Genomic DNA, 17099 nt, shown 5'->3' with positions numbered 1-17099 from the left:
ACCTGTCTGCCGCTCTGGGAGGTGCCGCATGCTTCTGATGCTGTCGCAATGGCTGCAAGGCCTGTCGCCCGAGTTCGGCTTTTTCCGTGTCTTCCAGTACCTTACCTTCCGTGCGGTGATGGCGGCCATGACGGCTTTGTTGATCGGGTTGTTGGCGGGGCCCAAGGTGATCCGTGTGCTCACGGCCCTCAAGATCGGCCAGCCCATCCGGGGCTATGGCATGCAGTCGCACTTGTCCAAAAGCGGCACGCCCACCATGGGCGGGGTGCTGATTCTGCTGTCGATCGCCATTTCCACTTTGTTGTGGTTTGACCTGTCCAACCGCTTCGTGTGGATCGTGCTCATCGTGACCTTGGGCTTTGGTGCCATTGGCTGGGCCGATGACTGGCGCAAGGTGGTCAACAAAGACCCCGAAGGCATGCGTTCGCGCGAGAAGTATTTCTGGCAATCGGTCATCGGGCTGGTGGCGGCGCTGTACCTGGCGTTCAGCATCTCGGAAAGCTCCAACATCAAGGTGCTGGAGCTGTTCATGAACTGGGTGCAGTCGGGCTTCTCGCTGGATTTGCCGCCCAAGGCCGGTCTGCAACTGCCGTTCTTCAAAGAGGTGAGCTACCCGCTGGGCGTGCTCGGCTTTGTCATCCTCACCTACCTCGTCATCGTGGGCTCCAGCAACGCCGTCAACCTGACAGATGGGCTCGATGGCCTAGCCATCATGCCCGTGGTGATGGTGGGCTCGGCCCTGGGCGTGTTCGCCTATGTGACGGGCAGCTCGGTGTACTCCAAGTACCTGTTCTTTCCGCACATTCCCGGTTCGGGCGAGTTGATGATTTTCTGCGCCGCCATGGCCGGTGCTGGCCTGGCCTTTCTGTGGTTTAACGCGCACCCCGCCCAGGTGTTCATGGGCGATGTGGGCGCGCTGGCCTTGGGCGGTGCGCTGGGCACCATCGCCGTCATCGTGCGCCAGGAGATCGTGCTGGCCATCATGGGCGGCATCTTTGTGGTCGAGGCCCTGTCGGTGATGCTGCAGGTGGCCTGGTTCAAGTACACCAAAAAGCGCTACGGCGAAGGCCGTCGCCTGCTCAAGATGGCACCGCTGCACCACCACTTTGAAAAGAGCGGCTGGAAGGAAACGCAGGTGGTCATCCGCTTCTGGATCGTCACCATGCTGCTGTGCCTGATCGGCCTGTCCACGCTGAAACTGCGATGAACCCGCACGACGAAACCCCTCTGCCCCACGGCGCTGACGCGCCGGGCTTTGACGCGTCGGGCGCTGTTGTGCCCGGTGCCGCAGAGTCTGCAGGCTTGGCGGTCGAACATTTGCCGCCCATGGCGCCAGCGCAGGACGATGCCCAGGCTGCGGCACCGCAGGAAGGGCTGGCCCCCTGCCCGAGCAGGCCGGGGTGGAGTTTGCACAGGTGATGGAACAGGCCGACACCGTAGAGTCTGCCGAAGATGTGACCGCCAGCGGCGTGGACGATGCCCAGACGGCAGACCTGCAGAGCGTGGACGATGCGGCCTTTGAGGGTGTTGCCGAAGGTGCACCCGAAGACGCCGCAGCCGAAGACGTTGCCGAGCCCGCACTGCTGCTCGAAGGAGCTGCACCGGCAGAGCCAGCCAGCCCTGCCGTGCTCGACAACTACGTGGCGCCGGCCATCTCGGCGGCCAAGGCGGCTGCTGATTTTGTGGCCCAGATCTTTGCCGAAGTGCGCGCCAGTGACGAGCCCGAGGCCGCCCCCCTGCCCATCGCAGAGGTGGCGCCCGTGGCCGATGCCTCCGATGCTGCGCAGGAGCCCCAAGGCCGTCCGGGTGAAGGCATGGCGCCATTGCAGGACAAGAACGTGCTGGTGCTGGGGCTGGGAGCCTCTGGCCTGGCCATGGCACGCTGGTGCGTGCGTTGCGGCGCCCAGGTCACAGTGGCCGACACGCGCGAGGCGCCGCCCCAGCTGGCGCAGCTGCAGCAAGAGCTGCCCGGCGTGCGCTTTGTGGCTGGTGCGTTCGATGCCTCGCTGGTCGACGGCCAGGGCCTGCACGCGGTGTACCGCTCGCCGGGTCTGAGCCCCGCCACCTTTGCGTCCGTGTTCCAGGCCGCCAAGGCCATTGGCCTGGTCACAGGCAGTGAGCTGTCTTTGTACGCTGCTGCGCTGGCTTACCTGCGCAGCCAGCATGCCTACGCACCGTGCGTGTTGGCCATCACCGGCACCAACGGCAAGACCACGGTGACGTCGCTCACCGGGCAACTGGTGGAGCGGGCGGGCAAGACCGTGGCTGTGGCGGGCAACATCGGCCCCACGCTGCTGGACACGCTGGCCGGGCACATCGATGCGGGCACCCTGCCCGAGGTGTGGGTGTTGGAGCTGTCCAGCTTCCAGCTCGACGATGTGGCCGGGTTCGAGCCCACGGCCGCTACGGTGCTGAACATCACCCAAGACCACCTGGACTGGCACGGCGACATCCACGCCTACGCCGCGGCAAAGGCACGCATTTTTGGACAAACCGGCCTGATGGTGCTCAACCGCGAAGACGCCGAGGTGATGCAGATGCTGCCGCCGCCCGTGCGTGTCAAGCTGCAAAAGCCGCAGCAGCGCGAGCACCTCACCTTCGGTGCCGACATGCCTCGCCGTCCCGGCGATTTCGGCATTGAAATTGTCAGCGGCATGCCCTGGCTGGTGCGCGCCCTGGAGGCCGATGAAACCCGCAAACGCAGTCGCAGCGAAGCCGAGGAAGAGCTGCACATCCAGCGCCTGATGCCTGCCGATGCCCTGCGCATTCGCGGCCGCCACAACGCCACCAACGCGCTGGCCGCTCTGGCACTGGCGTCTGCGGCGGGTTGCTCCCTGGCGCCCATGCTCTATGGCCTGCGCGAGTACCGGGGCGAACCCCATCGCGTCGAACCCGTGGCGTTGGTCAATGGTGTGGAGTATTTCGACGACAGCAAGGGCACGAATGTGGGCGCCACGGTGGCTGCGTTGACTGGCCTGGGCGCGGACCGCCGCATCGTGCTCATCCTCGGTGGGGTGGGCAAGGGGCAGGACTTTTCTCCGCTGACCACCCCCGTGGCCCGGTATGCACGCGCCGTGGTGCTGATCGGGCGCGATGCGCCGCTGATTCGCGCAGCGCTGGCCGATGCCGGTGTGGCACTGATCGACGCGGCAGACCTGCCGCAGGCGGTGGACGCGGCCACGCAGCGTGCCCATGCGGGCGATGCGGTGCTGATGTCGCCAGCGTGCGCCAGCTTTGACATGTTCAAAGACTACGAACACCGTGCCCATGTGTTCTGCGACGCCGTGCGCGCCCTGGCACAGGACGCCGGGCAATCTGTGGAGGGCGTGTGATGTCCGCAGCAGGCAGCACCCCAGAGCGCAGCGCAGGCTGGTTGCTGCGCATGAAGGGCTGGTTTGGCAGCCTGTCTGACAAGGCGGCAGACGTGTTGCCCGTGCGCGTGGGCGGCACCGAGTACCGCCAGTCCACCACCACCCCGGCCAGCGTGCTGGGCTTTGACCAAGCCTTGTGCGGCGTGGTGGTGGCGTTGCTGGCCTGGGGGCTGGTGATGGTGTATTCGGCATCTATCGCGTTGCCCGACAACCCGCGCTTTGCCAACTACGCGCCCACCCACTTTCTCACCCGGCACATGATGTACCTGGTGTTTGGCTTTGTGGCGGCGCTGCTGGCCTTCCAGGTGCCCATGAAGCTGTGGGAGCGTGTGGCGCCCTGGTTGTTTGTGGGCTCGCTTTTGTTGTTGATTGCGGTGCTCATCCCCGGGGTGGGCAAGGTCGTCAACGGGGCGCGCCGCTGGCTGTCCATTGGCCCCATTGGCTTTCAACCGTCCGAGGTTGCGAAGCTTGCCGTGCTGATCTATGCCGCCGACTACATGGTGCGCAAGATGGAAGTCAAAGAGCGCTTCTTCCGCGCCGTGCTGCCCATGGGCGCCGCCGTGGCCATCGTGGGGGTGCTGCTGCTGGCCGAGCCGGACATGGGCGCCTTCATGGTGGTGGCCGTGATCGCCATGGGCATTTTGTTCTTGGGCGGCGTCAACGCGCGCATGTTCTTCCTGATTGCGGGCGTGCTGGTGGGGGCCTTCGCTTTGATGATCGCCAGCTCGCCCTGGCGCCGCGAGCGCGTGTTTGCCTACCTGGACCCGTTCAGCGAGCAGCATGCGCTGGGCAAGGGCTACCAGTTGTCGCACTCGCTGATCGCCATTGGGCGTGGCGAGATTTTTGGCGTGGGGCTGGGGGGCAGCGTGGAGAAGCTGCACTGGCTGCCCGAGGCGCACACCGACTTTTTGCTGGCTGTGATTGGCGAGGAGTTCGGCCTCTTGGGCGTGGTCACGCTCATCATCCTGTTCCTGTGGATGACGCGCCGCATCATGCACATCGGCCGCCAGGCCATCGCGCTGGACCGCGTCTTCTCGGGCCTGGTGGCCCAGGGCGTGGCCATCTGGATCGGTTTTCAGGCCTTCATCAACATGGGCGTGAACCTGGGCGCCTTGCCCACCAAGGGGCTCACGCTGCCGCTGATGAGCTTTGGCGGCTCGGCCATCTTGCTCAACCTGGTGGCGTTGGCGATCGTGCTGCGGGTGGACTATGAGAACAAGCACCTGATGAGGGGAGGCCGCGTATGACGCAAAAAACCGCACTCATCATGGCGGGCGGCACTGGCGGCCATATCTTCCCTGGCTTGGCGGTGGCCGAAGAGCTGCGCGCACGCGGCTGGCGGGTGCACTGGCTGGGCGCACCGGGCAGCATGGAGTCGCGCATCGTGCCGCAGCATGGGTTTACGCTGGAGTTGATCGATTTCTCGGGCGTGCGGGGCAAGGGCCTCGTCACGCTGGCTTTGCTGCCACTGCGCCTGCTGCGGGCCTTCTGGCAAGCACTGCAGGTGGTGCGCCGCGTGAAGCCCGATGTGGTGGTGGGCCTTGGCGGCTACATCACCTTCCCCGGCGGGATGATGGGCGTGCTGTGTGGCAAGCCGCTGGTGCTGCACGAGCAGAACTCGGTGGCAGGCATGGCCAACAAGGTGCTGGCAGGCGTGGCCGACCGGGTGTTCACCGCGTTCCCCCATGTTTTCAAAAAGGCCCAGTGGGTGGGCAACCCGCTGCGGGCGGCTTTCACCCGCCAGGCAGCGCCGGCTGAGCGTTTTGCGGGCCGCACCGGCCCGCTGCGCCTGCTGGTGGTGGGCGGTAGCCTGGGCGCGCGGGCGCTCAACGAGATTGTGCCCCAGGCCCTGGCGTTGATTCCCTCAGAGCAGCGCCCCGTGGTCACCCACCAAAGCGGCGCCACGCAGATCGACGCCTTGCGCGCCAACTACGAGGCCGCAGGCGTGCAGGCCGAATGCACGCCCTTTATCGATGACACGGCCAGTGCGTTTGCCAACGCCGACATCATCGTTTGCCGCGCCGGTGCCAGCACCGTGACCGAAATCGCCGCCGTGGGGGCTGCGGCGGTGTTCGTGCCATTCCCTTCTGCCGTGGACGACCACCAGACCACCAACGCCCAGTTTCTGGTGAGCGCTGGGGCTGGCTGGCTGGTGCCACAAGGCGATTTGACCCCCGAGGGTTTGGCCAAAATGCTATTAAATTCAGAGCGCCTAGCGCTTGTAGAGATTGCCGAGAAGGCCAAAAACATGCAAAAAATCAATGCCACCCGTGAAGTGGTAGCCGCGTGCGAGGAGTTGGCCGCATGAAACACGCCATCCGTCACATTCACTTTGTAGGCCTGGGTGGCGCCGGCATGAGCGGCATCGCCGAGGTGCTGTTCAACCTGGGCTACCGCATCTCCGGCTCCGACCTGGCCGACAGTGCCACGCTGCGCCGCTTGCAGGGCCTGGGTATCCAGACCTGCCTGGGCCACGCTGCTGCGCACATCGAGGGCGCGGATGCGGTGGTCACCTCCACCGCCGTCACGGCCGACAACCCTGAAGTGCTGGCCGCCCGCGAGAAAAAAATCCCTGTGGTGCCCCGCGCCTTGATGCTGGCCGAGCTGATGCGCCTGAAGCAGGGCATTGCGATTGCTGGCACCCACGGCAAGACCACCACCACCAGCCTTGTGACCAGCGTGCTGGCCGAGGCGGGCCTGGACCCCACCTTCGTCATTGGCGGCAAGCTCAACAGCGCGGGCGCCAATGCCAAGCTGGGCAGCGGCGACTACATCGTGGTCGAGGCCGATGAGTCTGATGCATCGTTCTTGAACCTGCTGCCCGTGATGGCCGTGGTGACCAATATCGACGCCGACCACATGGAGACCTACGGCCACGACTTTGGCCGACTTAAGGGCGCGTTTGTCGACTTTCTGCACCGCATGCCGTTCTATGGCACCGCCGTGCTGTGCGTGGACAGTCCGGCCGTGCGCGACATCCTGCAAAGCGTGACCTGCCCGATCACCAGCTACGGCTTCTCGGAAGACGCCCAGGTGCGCGCCGTCAACGTGCGGGCCGAGGCCGGGCAAATGCACTTCACGGTGCAGCGGCGCAATGGCGTCACGCTGCCCGATCTGGACATCGTGCTCAACCTGGCGGGCGAGCACAACGTGCTCAATGCGCTTTCTGCCATCGCCATTGCGGTGGAACTGAACATCCCCGACGAAGCCGTGCAGCGCGCGCTGGCGGGCTTCAAGGGCGTGGGGCGGCGCTTTCAAAGCTACGGCAACCTGCCCGCCAAGGACGGCGGCCAGTTCACCGTCATCGACGACTATGGTCACCACCCGGTGGAGATGGCCGCCACGCTGGCGGCCGCGCGCGGTGCCTTCCCTGGGCGGCGCTTGGTGCTGGCCTTCCAGCCGCACCGCTACAGCCGCACCCGCGATTGCTTCGAGGATTTTGTGAAGGTCATCGGCAGCGCCGACTCCGTGCTGCTGACCGAGGTGTATGCCGCCGGTGAGGCGCCGGTGGTGGCTGCGGACGGCCGCTCGCTGGCCCGCGCGCTGCGCGTGGCAGGCCGGGTGGAGCCCATTTTTGTGGACAACGTGGCAGATCTGCCACAGGCCATTGCCGACAACGCACGTGCTGGCGATGTAGTCATGTGCATGGGCGCTGGTTCCATAGGGTCTGTGCCCGGAAAGGTGGTCGATTTGCTACAAAATAGTGAGCTAGCACCGCTTGCAGGGAAAGCGCAATGACGCAGTTGAATACCAATGTTGATGTGAAGGCACTGGGCAAGGTGGCCGTGTTGATGGGCGGCTCCTCGGCAGAGCGCGAGGTCTCGCTCATGTCGGGCACCGGTGTGCTGCAGGCCCTGCGCTCGCGCGGGGTGGATGCCCACGCGTTCGACCCCTCGGAAACCGACCTGAGTGAACTCAAGCGCGGCGGCTATGCCCGTTGCTTCATCGCGCTGCATGGCCGCCATGGCGAAGACGGCACGGTGCAGGGCGCGCTCGAATTGCTGGGCATTCCGTACACCGGGCCGGGGGTCATGGCCTCCAGCATTGCCATCGACAAGATCATGACCAAGCGCATCTGGCGCTTTGAAGGCCTGTCCACCCCCGACTGGCGTCTGGTGTCCAGCGCAGCGGAAACCGAGCAGGCGCTGCAGGCCCTGGGCGCTCCCATGATCGTCAAGCCTTCGCGCGAGGGCTCGACCATCGGGCTGACCAAGGTCACCTCTACCGAACAATGCGCCAAGGCGTATGCGCTGGCTTCGCAATACGACCCCGAAGTACTGTGCGAGCAGTTCATCGAAGGCGATGAAACCACTTGCCCCGTGCTGGGCGAGGGGGCTGCAGCCCATGCACTGCCGGTGATTCGCATCGTGGCGCCCGAGGGCAACTACGACTACCAGAACAAGTACTTCACCGATACCACGCAATACCACTGCCCGAGCGGCCTGCCCGCGCACGAAGAAGTCGCCATCCAGCGCTTGGTGGAGAAAGCCTTCCGTGCCCTGGGTTGTCGGGGCTGGGCGCGTGCCGACATCATGATTCGCGCCAGCGACCGCCAGCCCTTCCTGCTCGAAATCAACACCTCGCCCGGCATGACCGGCCACTCGCTGGTACCCATGTCGGCCCGCGCTGCGGGGCTGAGTTACGAAGACCTGTGCGTAGGCATTTTGGCCACCGCATCGCTGGACTCTGCCGCCGGGCATGAAGGAGCCGCTCAACCATGAACCCCTCCATGCCAGCCCCGCTGGACGTCAAGCTCATGAACATGACCGCCTCGGTCCTGTTTGTGGGCTGCGCCCTGCTCGTGCTGGCCGCAGGGGCCTGGTGGGTGATGCGTTACCCCGGCTTTGCGATTGCGCGCATCGTGGTGCACGGCGATCTGTCGCACAACAACGCCGTGACCTTGCGGGCCAATGTGGGGCCGCAACTGGTGGGCAATTTCTTCACCGTGGACTTGCGCGCAGCGCGCCAGGCGTTTGAGGAAGTGCCCTGGGTGCGCAAGGCGTCAGTGCGCCGTGAATACCCCGGCTTGCTGCATGTGGAGCTGGAAGAGCATGACGCCGTGGCGTATTGGGGCCCCGAGACGGGCTCGGGCCTGGTGAACAAGCAGGGCGAAGTGTTTGAGGCGAACGTGGGCGATGTGGAGCAGGAAGACCTGCCGCGCCTGCAAGGGCCTGAGGGCAGCTCGCAAGAGGTGTTGGCCATGTACGGCGCAGTAGCCCCCGTGTTCAAGACCCTGGGGCTGGAGCTGGAAGAGCTGGAATTGAACGGGCGCGGCGGCTGGCGCGCCAAGCTGGCAAACAACGCCGTGGTGCAGCTCGGGGGCGGCAGTGAGCAAGAGCTGCAGCAGCGCACGCGCCGCTTTGCCCGCACGCTGGCACAGGTGGCGGCGCAGTACCAGCGGCGCGTGGAGTCGCTGGAGTCAGCCGACCTGCGCCACGCGGGCGGCTATGCGTTGAAGCTGCGGGGGGTGACCACCACGGCGGGAGCCGAGGGCGCACCGGCGGTGCGCCGGTGACCGCGTGGGGTATGCGCAGCACATAAGAACCATGAAGGGCAGAAACTGATATGGCAAGAGAATACAAAGATGTGGTGGTGGGCCTCGACATTGGCACAGCCAAGGTCATGGCCGTGGTCGCCGAAGTTCTGCCCAACGGAGAGCTCAAGTTGGCTGGCCTGGGCGTGGCGCCCAGCAATGGCCTCAAGCGCGGCGTGGTGGTCAACATCGACGCCACGGTGCAAAGCATTCAGCAGGCACTGAAAGAGGCCGAGCTGATGGCCGACTGCAAGATCCAGCGCGTGTACACCGGCATCACCGGCAGCCACATTCGCGGCCTGAACTCCAGCGGCATGGTGGCTGTGAAGGACAAGGAAGTCACCTCGGCTGATGTGGCGCGCGTGGTCGAGACGGCCAAGGCCATCAACATCAGCAGCGACCAGCGCCTGCTGCTGGTGGAGCCGCAAGAGTTTGTGATCGACGGGCAGGATGTGAAGGAGCCCATCGGCATGAGCGGCATCCGCCTGGAAGCCAAGATCCACATCGTGACCGGCGCGCAGAGTGCGGCCGAGAACATCATCAAGTGCGTGCGCCGCTGCGGCCTGGAGGTGGAGCAGCTCATGCTGAACCCGCTGGCCAGCAGCCAGGCCGTGCTGACCGATGACGAGCGCGAGCTGGGCGTGGTGGTGGTGGACATTGGCGCGGGCACGACCGACGTGGCGATCTTCACCGGCGGCGCCATTCGCCACACGGCGGTGATTCCGATTGCGGGCGACCTCATCACCAGCGACATCGCCATGGCGCTGCGCACGCCCACCAAGGACGCCGAAGACATCAAGGTGGAAAGCGGCTACGCCAAGCAACTGCTGGCCGACCCCGAGGCCCAGGTGGAAGTGCCGGGCCTGGGCGATCGCAGCCCACGCATGCTCAGCAAGCAGGCGCTGGCGGGCGTGATCGAGCCGCGCGTGGAAGAGATCTTTTCGCTGGTGCAGCAAGTGGTGCGCGAGTCGGGCTACGAAGAAGTGCTTTCTTCGGGCATTGTTCTCACCGGCGGCAGTTCTGTGATGCCCGGCATGATCGAGCTGGGCGAAGATATCTTCCTCAAGCCCGTGCGCCGTGGCGTGCCCAAGTATTCGAGTGCGCTGGCCGACATGGTGGCCCAGCCCCGTGCCGCCACCGTGATGGGTTTGTTGGAGGAGGCCCGACTGGCCCGGCTGCGCGGCTTCAAGGTGGCGCAAAAGAGCGGTTCTGTGAAGACCGCTTTTGGCCGCTTCAAGGACTTCATTGTGGGGAACTTCTGATGATGCACCACCCCACCTGCCAAGCCCGGGAAAGCCCCCACCTGCGCGATCGCGAGCGATGGCGAAGCACCGGACCGCCGCGCTTGCACGACGACCTTGACCCCACCGTATTCATCCATTGGCAAACCAATACCCGTAAAGAAACAGGAGCTCCCAGATGACCATCGAAATGATCGAAGCCGAAGAATTCAACCAGGGCACCCAGATCAAGGTGATCGGCGTGGGTGGTGGCGGCAGCAATGCCGTTGAGCACATGATTGCCCGTAGCGTGCAGGGCGTGGAGTTTGTTTGCGCCAACACCGATGCGCAGGCACTGACGCGCAGCTCGGCCCACCGCGTGATTCAGCTCGGTGGCAGCGGCCTGGGTGCAGGCAGCAAGCCCGACAAGGGCCGTGATGCCGCTGAAGCCGCAGTGGAAGACATCCGCTCGGCCATCGACGGCGCGCACATGCTCTTCATCACCGCAGGCATGGGTGGCGGCACGGGCACGGGCGCTGCGCCTGTGATTGCCCGTGTGGCCAAGGAAATGGGCATCCTGACTGTGGGCGTGGTGACCAAGCCTTTCGACTGGGAAGGTGGCCGTCGCATGCAAAACGCCGACAACGGCCTGGCCGAGCTGGAAGCCAACGTCGACTCGTTGATCGTGGTGCTCAACGAAAAGCTGCTGGAAGTGCTGGGCGATGACATCACCCAGGACGAGGCCTTTGCCCACGCCAACGACGTGCTCAAGAACGCCGTGGGCGGTATCGCTGAAATCATCAACGAATACGGTCATGTGAACGTCGACTTTGAAGACGTGCGCACCGTGATGGGTGAGCCCGGCAAGGCCATGATGGGCACGGCCACGGCCAGCGGCCCGGACCGCGCACGCATCGCTGCAGAACAAGCAGTGGCCTGCCCACTGCTCGAAGGCATCGACCTGTCGGGCGCCAAGGGCGTGCTGGTGCTGGTCACGGCCGCCAAGGGCAGCCTCAAGCTGTCCGAGTCGCGCCTGGCGATGAGCACCATCAACGCCTACGCTTCGCCCGACGCGCATGTCATCTACGGCGCCGCCTACGACGACAGCCTGGGCGATGAGATCCGCGTCACGGTGGTGGCCACCGGTCTGTCGCGCCCCAACGCACGCCGCCAGCCCATCTCGGTGGTGCAAGGTGGCCTGCGCACGGGCACCGACAACATCGCCTACCAAATGCCGGTGGCAGGTGTGGCTGGCGCCATGGGCAGCGCCGTGGGCCTGGCGGGTGGCCACGCTGGAGGCTCGCAAGCCGACTACGGCAGCATGTCGGTGCCCAGCGTGTGGCGCACCAACCGCACGCAGGCCGCAGCCCGCGTGGATGCGTTGTCGTCCGGCGGCATGGACGACCTGGAAATCCCAGCCTTCCTGCGCAAGCAGGCTGACTGATGGGTAGCCCGAGCGGGCGGTGACGCACGCTCGGGCTCCTCGGTAAGATGTAGGTGCTATGAAAATATGAGCTGCTAGCGCTTATTTTTAAAGGACTTTCAAGGTGTTTGTATTGAAGCCTGCCATTGAATAAGCGCTGGCGGCTATTAAAAACATAGCGCCCTAAGGGCTTTAGGCCCCAACAAAAAAGCCCCGTTCGCAAGACCGGGGCTTTTTTGTTGGGGCCTGGGCATCCGCCGCTGGAAGCAGCGGGTGCCCAGGTTGAGCAAAGCGCGTGGCGCGTCAGAAGCTCTCCCAATCGCCCGAGTCGCCTGCGGGCGGCTTGGGGCTGGACTTGGCGGGCAGGGCGGCTGCGGGCTTGGGGGCGGGTGCCCGTGGGCTGGCGGCAGGGGTCTTGGCCTTGGGCAAGGCCGTCGCGGGGCGTGGTGTCGGGCGTGGTGCAGGGGCCCTGGCCGGAGCAGGTACGGGTGCGTGCGGCGTGCTGGCCGTGCTGCCGTTCACGCGGAAGAGGGCCACCACCTCGGTGAGCTTCACAGCCTGTTCGCGCAGGCTGTCGGCGGCGGCAGACGATTCCTCCACCAGGGCAGAGTTTTGCTGCGTCATCTGGTCGAGCTGGTTCACGGCCGTGTTCACCTGCTCAATGCCCTGGCTTTGCTCTGAGGTGGCCGCGCGGATCTCGCCAATGATGTCGGTCACGCGCTGCACGCTGGCCACGATTTCGGTCATGGTCGCCCCGGCGTTGCCCACCAGGCTGGTGCCCGATTCGACCTTCTCAACCGACGCGCTGATCAGTGATTTGATCTCTTTGGCGGCCTCGGCGCTGCGCTGGGCCAGGCTGCGCACCTCGCCCGCCACCACGGCAAAGCCCCGGCCTTGCTCACCGGCGCGGGCGGCTTCTACGGCCGCGTTCAGCGCCAGGATGTTGGTCTGGAAGGCGATGCCGTCGATCACGCCAATGATGTCGGCAATCTTGCTGCTGCTGGCATTGATGTCTTGCATGGTGGCCACGACCTGCGCCACCACCTGACCGCCCCGTGCGGCCACTTCGGCGGCCGATGTGGCCATCTGGTTGGCGGTCTGGGCTGAGTCCGAGGTCTGCTTCACGGTGCTGGTCAGCTCTTCCATGCTGCTGGCCGTGGTCTGCAGGTTGCTGGCGGTGTCTTCGGTGCGCCGGGCCAGGTCGTTGTTGCCCTGGGCGATTTCGGTGGACGCCGTCGCGATGCTGTCGGTGGCCGAGCGCACCTCCGTCACCAGGCGGCGCAGCGCATTCACCATGTGTGCCAGCTCGTCGAGGATGGAGCCTGGGTGGGCTCTGGGGATTTCAGTGTCCAGGTTGCCTTGCGCCACTTGCGACATGATGCCGATGGCCTGGCTGGGCTCACCCCCAATTTGCCGCAGCACGGAGCGCGCCACTGTGAAGCCCACACCGCCCACCAGGGCCATCACCAGCAGCACGACGGCCAGTTCCGACAGCAGCGTTTTGCGCACCTGCTGGTCGATGTCGTCGGTGTACAGGCCCGAGCCCACCATCCAGTTCCAGCCATCCACTTTGACGATGTACTGCAGCTTGGGCACAGGCGTCTGCTGGCCCGGCCGGGCAAACATCATGGAGACGAAGGCCTTGCCGTCGCGGCTGTTGCGCATGCCTTCAACGAGTTGGGCAATGATGTCCACTCCCGCTCCGTCCTTGACCTTGCCCAGCATGTTCTGGCCGTCCCACTCGGGCTTGATGGGGTGCATTACCCCCACGCCGTCGGTGGTCCAGATATAGAAGTATTCGGTCTTGCCCTCGGCGCCGCCGTAGCGGGCAAGGCGCAGGGCCTCTTTGGCGGCTTTTTGGGCTTCTTCCTGGCCCATGGCGCCGCTGGCAGCCTTGGCCTGGTAGGCGGCCACGATGCTGTGCGCTGACTGCACGGCCGTGGCCAATTGTTCGCGCCGCGATTCGATGATCAGCGAGCGCTCTTGTAGCAGCGCTGTGACGGCCATGAACAGCAACGCTGCCAACGCCGTGCCCAGCATCAGCAGCACCTTCATTTTGAATCCAAGCTTGTTCATCGTGTGTCTCCAGTTTTCTCTCAAACTCTAGCAATGCCATGACTCGCGCAGTGAGTACGTGCACGCCTATCTGCGTTTGCCTTGACTTGCAACAACAAGTAACCTCATGGATTGTGGGGCTGGCATGGGGCGCCCTTTGTCAGGGAAAACGAGTCTGCGTGGGCGCATGCCAGCATGTTGCGGGGCACGCAACTAAAATGTGCGGATGCTCCAGCAACGCACCCTCAAGACCTTGACCCGCGCCGTTGGCGTGGGATTGCACAGTGGCCAGCGCGTGGAGTTGACCTTGCGCCCGGCGCAGCCCGACACGGGCATCGTCTTTCGTCGCGTGGACCTGCCCCAGCCGGTGGACATTCCCATCCATGCGGAGTCGGTGACCGACACGCGCCTGGCCTCCACCATCTCTGCCGGTGGGGCCAAGGTGCACACCGTGGAGCACCTGATGTCGGCCTGTGCGGGCCTGGGCATCGACAACCTGTATGTGGACATCACGGCCGAAGAGGTGCCGATCTTGGACGGGTCTTCCGCCTCGTTCGTGTTCTTGCTGCAAAGCGCGGGGGTGGAGCTGCAGCGTGCGCCTAAGCGCTTCATCCGCGTGAACCGCCCGATCGAAGTGCGCGAAGGCACCGGCCCCAGCGCCAAATGGGCGAAGCTCACGCCCTACCATGGCTACAAGCTGAGCTTTGAAATTGACTTTGACCACCCTGCGGTGGACTCCACGGGCCAACGTGTGGAGTTTGACTTGGGGCAAGGCAACTACAGCCGCGACATCGCCCGCGCACGCACCTTCGGCTTCACCCGCGATGTGGAGATGATGCGATCCAACGGTCTGGCGCTGGGCGGTGGTCTGGACAACGCCATCGTCATGGATGACTACAAGGTGCTCAACAGCGACGGCCTGCGCTATGACGACGAGTTCGTGAAGCACAAGATCCTGGACGCCATGGGCGACCTGTACCTGATTGGCAAGCCCTTGCTGGCCGCCTACAGCGCCTTCCGCTCAGGCCACGCCATGAACAACCAGTTGCTGCGTGAGCTGCTGGCCCAGCGCGATGCCTGGGATGTTGTCACTTTTGACGACGAGCGCGCAGCCCCAGCCGGCTTCGCTCAGCCTGCACGGGCTTGGTGATCCTGCGCTGCGCAATCTCGGCTGGGCGCCTTCCTTTTGCCTCTGTGGCCTATACTCGCGCCTGCTCCGGGGTGTGCTGATGCGCTGAGATGCGAGAGGCCTGAAGAAATTCAGGCCAGCTTGCGAACCCGACGAACTTGATCCGGTTCATACCGGCGGAAGAAGAGCCGACCTCCTTGTCCCCGTGCCCGCACTCCCTGCGGGCACGCCTTGCCTCAGGGGCTGCCATGCGCAGCCACCCGAGGGGTGCACAGGTCCATTCCGGAGCAGACCCACCGCCACCGGAACCAGGAGACCTGCCCATGAACGCCCCCGATCCCCACGCCCAGCTCGCCGCCCCCGAAAAGTTTGCCGAGCTGCTCGCCCGCACCCGCGAACCCTTTCCTGCATCGCGCAAGGCCTATATCCCCGGCCACCTGCACACCGACCTGCGCGTGCCTGTGCGCGACATTGCGCTGACCAACGGTGAGCAGGTCAGCGTGTACGACACCTCGGGCCCCTACACCGACCCGAACGCCGTGATCGACGTGCGCCAAGGCCTGGCCAGCGTGCGCGGCGGCTGGATCACCGGCCGTGGCGATGTGGAGCACTACGAAGGCCGCGCGCCCGTGGCGCTGGACGATGGCCAAAAGAGCGAAGATGCCACGCGCCTGGCCCAGCTGCGTGCCGAGGCCGCAGCCCTGCAACGCAAGCCGCTGCGCGCTAAGGCCGGTGCCAACGTCACGCAGATGCACTACGCCAAGAAGGGCATCATCACGCCCGAGATGGAATACGTGGCCATTCGCGAAAACGGCAAGCGCGAGTGGATGGAGCAGTACATGCAGGACGCAGGCCGCGAGAAGCGCCTGATGGGCAACCCGATGGGCGCCAGCATTCCGCGCATCATCACGCCCGAGTTCGTGCGCGACGAAGTGGCCCGGGGCCGCGCCATCATCCCCGCCAACATCAACCACCCTGAGGTGGAGCCGATGGCAATTGGCCGCAACTTCCTGGTCAAGATCAACGCCAACATCGGCAACTCGGCCGTCACGTCCAGCATTGAAGAAGAAGTGGAAAAGCTCGTGTGGGCGATCCGCTGGGGCGCCGACAACGTGATGGACCTGTCCACTGGCAAGAACATCCACACCACGCGCGACTGGATCGTGCGCAACTCGCCCGTGCCGATTGGCACCGTGCCGATCTACCAGGCGCTCGAAAAAGTGGGTGGCGTGGCCGAAGACCTGACCTGGGAGATCTTCCGCGACACGCTGATCGAGCAGGCCGAGCAGGGCGTGGATTACTTCACCATCCATGCCGGTGTGCGCCTGGCCTACATCCACCTCACGGCGCAGCGGCGCACGGGCATCGTCTCGCGCGGCGGCTCCATCATGGCCAAGTGGTGCATGGCGCACCACCGCGAGAGCTTCCTGTACGAGCACTTCGAAGATATCTGCGACATCATGAAGGCGTACGACGTGTCGTTCAGCCTGGGCGATGGCCTGCGGCCTGGCTGCGCGTCCGATGCCAACGATGAAGCCCAGTTTGCCGAGCTGCACACACTGGGCGAGCTGACCCAGGTGGCCTGGAAGCACGACGTGCAGACCATGATCGAAGGCCCCGGCCACGTGCCCATGCACATGATCCAGGCCAACATGACCGAGCAGCTCAAGACCTGCCACGAAGCGCCGTTCTACACCCTGGGCCCGCTGACCATCGACATCGCCCCCGGCTACGACCACATTGCTTCGGCCATTGGCGCGGCCATGATCGGCTGGATGGGGACGGCCATGCTGTGCTACGTGACGCCCAAGGAGCACCTGGGACTGCCCGACCGCGACGACGTGAAGCAGGGGATCATTGCGTACAAGATCGCTGCCCACGCTGCCGATGTGGCCAAGGGCCACCCCGGCGCTCGCTCGCGCGACGATGCGCTCAGCCAGGCGCGCTTCGACTTCCGCTGGCAGGACCAGTTCAACCTGGGCCTGGACCCCGAAACGGCCAAGGAATACCACGACGAAACCCTGCCCAAGGACTCGGCCAAGGTGGCGCATTTCTGCTCGATGTGCGGGCCCAAGTTCTGCTCCATGAAGATCACGCAGGAGGTGCGCGACTTTGCCGCGCAGAAGGGCGTGGACGAGCAAAACGCACTGGTCCAGGGCATGCAGGTGAAGGCGGTGGAGTTCCAGCGCAATGGCGGGCAGTTGTACGTGCCATTGAAGGCTGAATAAGCCGCCCTAATGGCCCCTGTGTTTCCCTGTTCATGGCGGGAAACCGGGTGCATACCCTGTAAAGGGGCAGGTGTGTGGGCGCATACAGTCGCGCCCAGTATTTGCCTGCCCCAGAGTGGGTGTCTTCTTTGGTGCACATC

Annotated in this window: 13 protein-coding genes and 1 riboswitch; of the genes, 12 read left to right on the top strand and 1 reads right to left on the bottom strand. The window is 64.9% G+C overall.

What is annotated here, in order from left to right; translation table 11 throughout:
* Nucleotides 1-28: 28 nt before the first annotated feature.
* From mraY to ftsZ, 10 genes are all read left to right on the top strand, one after another.
* A complete protein-coding gene (gene mraY, locus EAG14_RS18145; RefSeq protein ID WP_099657917.1) occupies nt 29-1207 on the top strand; it encodes a phospho-N-acetylmuramoyl-pentapeptide-transferase in 1179 nt (392 codons plus the stop codon).
* Nucleotides 1204-1419 carry a hypothetical protein gene (locus EAG14_RS22930; RefSeq protein WP_162996035.1) on the top strand — a complete coding sequence of 72 codons (216 nt, stop codon included), beginning with the start codon at nt 1204-1206 and terminating at the stop codon, nt 1417-1419. The genes mraY and EAG14_RS22930 overlap by 4 nt, the downstream gene beginning before the upstream one ends.
* A 395-nt stretch (nt 1420-1814) precedes the next feature.
* Nucleotides 1815-3332 carry a UDP-N-acetylmuramoyl-L-alanine--D-glutamate ligase gene (gene murD, locus EAG14_RS18140; RefSeq protein ID WP_233195344.1) on the top strand — a complete coding sequence of 506 codons (1518 nt, stop codon included), beginning with the start codon at nt 1815-1817 and terminating at the stop codon, nt 3330-3332.
* Nucleotides 3332-4618 (top strand): putative lipid II flippase FtsW, encoded by a 1287-nt coding sequence (gene ftsW / locus EAG14_RS18135; RefSeq protein ID WP_099743088.1) that lies wholly within the window; start codon nt 3332-3334, stop codon nt 4616-4618. The genes murD and ftsW overlap by 1 nt, the downstream gene beginning before the upstream one ends.
* The gene (gene murG, locus EAG14_RS18130) at nt 4615-5679 is read left to right on the top strand and encodes an undecaprenyldiphospho-muramoylpentapeptide beta-N-acetylglucosaminyltransferase (RefSeq protein ID WP_121729711.1); all 1065 of its coding nucleotides are present in this window, start codon (nt 4615-4617) and stop codon (nt 5677-5679) included. Before ftsW ends, murG begins: the two co-directional genes overlap by 4 nt.
* The gene (gene murC, locus EAG14_RS18125) at nt 5676-7109 is read left to right on the top strand and encodes a UDP-N-acetylmuramate--L-alanine ligase (protein ID WP_099657920.1); all 1434 of its coding nucleotides are present in this window, start codon (nt 5676-5678) and stop codon (nt 7107-7109) included. Before murG ends, murC begins: the two co-directional genes overlap by 4 nt.
* Nucleotides 7106-8092, top strand: a complete 987-nt coding sequence (locus EAG14_RS18120; protein WP_121729710.1) for a D-alanine--D-alanine ligase — start codon at nt 7106-7108, stop codon at nt 8090-8092. Before murC ends, EAG14_RS18120 begins: the two co-directional genes overlap by 4 nt.
* A complete protein-coding gene (locus EAG14_RS18115; protein ID WP_099657922.1) occupies nt 8089-8886 on the top strand; it encodes a cell division protein FtsQ/DivIB in 798 nt (265 codons plus the stop codon). Before EAG14_RS18120 ends, EAG14_RS18115 begins: the two co-directional genes overlap by 4 nt.
* A gap of 50 nt (nt 8887-8936) precedes the next feature.
* Nucleotides 8937-10166, top strand: a complete 1230-nt coding sequence (ftsA, locus tag EAG14_RS18110; protein ID WP_099657923.1) for a cell division protein FtsA — start codon at nt 8937-8939, stop codon at nt 10164-10166.
* A gap of 157 nt (nt 10167-10323) precedes the next feature.
* A complete protein-coding gene (gene ftsZ, locus EAG14_RS18105; protein ID WP_121729709.1) occupies nt 10324-11568 on the top strand; it encodes a cell division protein FtsZ in 1245 nt (414 codons plus the stop codon).
* 282 nt (nt 11569-11850) lie between these two features.
* On the opposite strand, the gene EAG14_RS18100 is transcribed toward ftsZ, so the two are convergent.
* Nucleotides 11851-13623 carry a methyl-accepting chemotaxis protein gene (locus EAG14_RS18100; RefSeq protein ID WP_121729708.1) on the bottom strand — a complete coding sequence of 591 codons (1773 nt, stop codon included), beginning with the start codon at nt 13621-13623 and terminating at the stop codon, nt 11851-11853.
* 205 nt (nt 13624-13828) lie between these two features.
* Here EAG14_RS18100 and lpxC point away from each other — a divergent pair, with 205 nt between their 5' ends.
* Together lpxC and thiC are read left to right on the top strand one after the other, a co-directional pair.
* Complete coding sequence (lpxC, locus tag EAG14_RS18095) at nt 13829-14752, top strand: UDP-3-O-acyl-N-acetylglucosamine deacetylase (protein ID WP_099657926.1); 924 nt, start codon at nt 13829-13831, stop codon at nt 14750-14752.
* A 57-nt stretch (nt 14753-14809) separates the two neighbouring features.
* Nucleotides 14810-14933: riboswitch (TPP riboswitch) on the top strand.
* A gap of 121 nt (nt 14934-15054) precedes the next feature.
* On the top strand, nt 15055-16959 hold the full coding sequence (gene thiC / locus EAG14_RS18090; RefSeq protein WP_121729707.1) for a phosphomethylpyrimidine synthase ThiC: 1905 nt from the start codon (nt 15055-15057) through the stop codon (nt 16957-16959).
* Nucleotides 16960-17099 lie beyond the last annotated feature (140 nt).

The sequence above is a fragment of the Acidovorax sp. 1608163 genome, assembly GCF_003669015.1.
Classification (GTDB): domain Bacteria; phylum Pseudomonadota; class Gammaproteobacteria; order Burkholderiales; family Burkholderiaceae_C; genus Acidovorax.
This window is presented reverse-complemented; position numbering and strand designations above follow the sequence as displayed.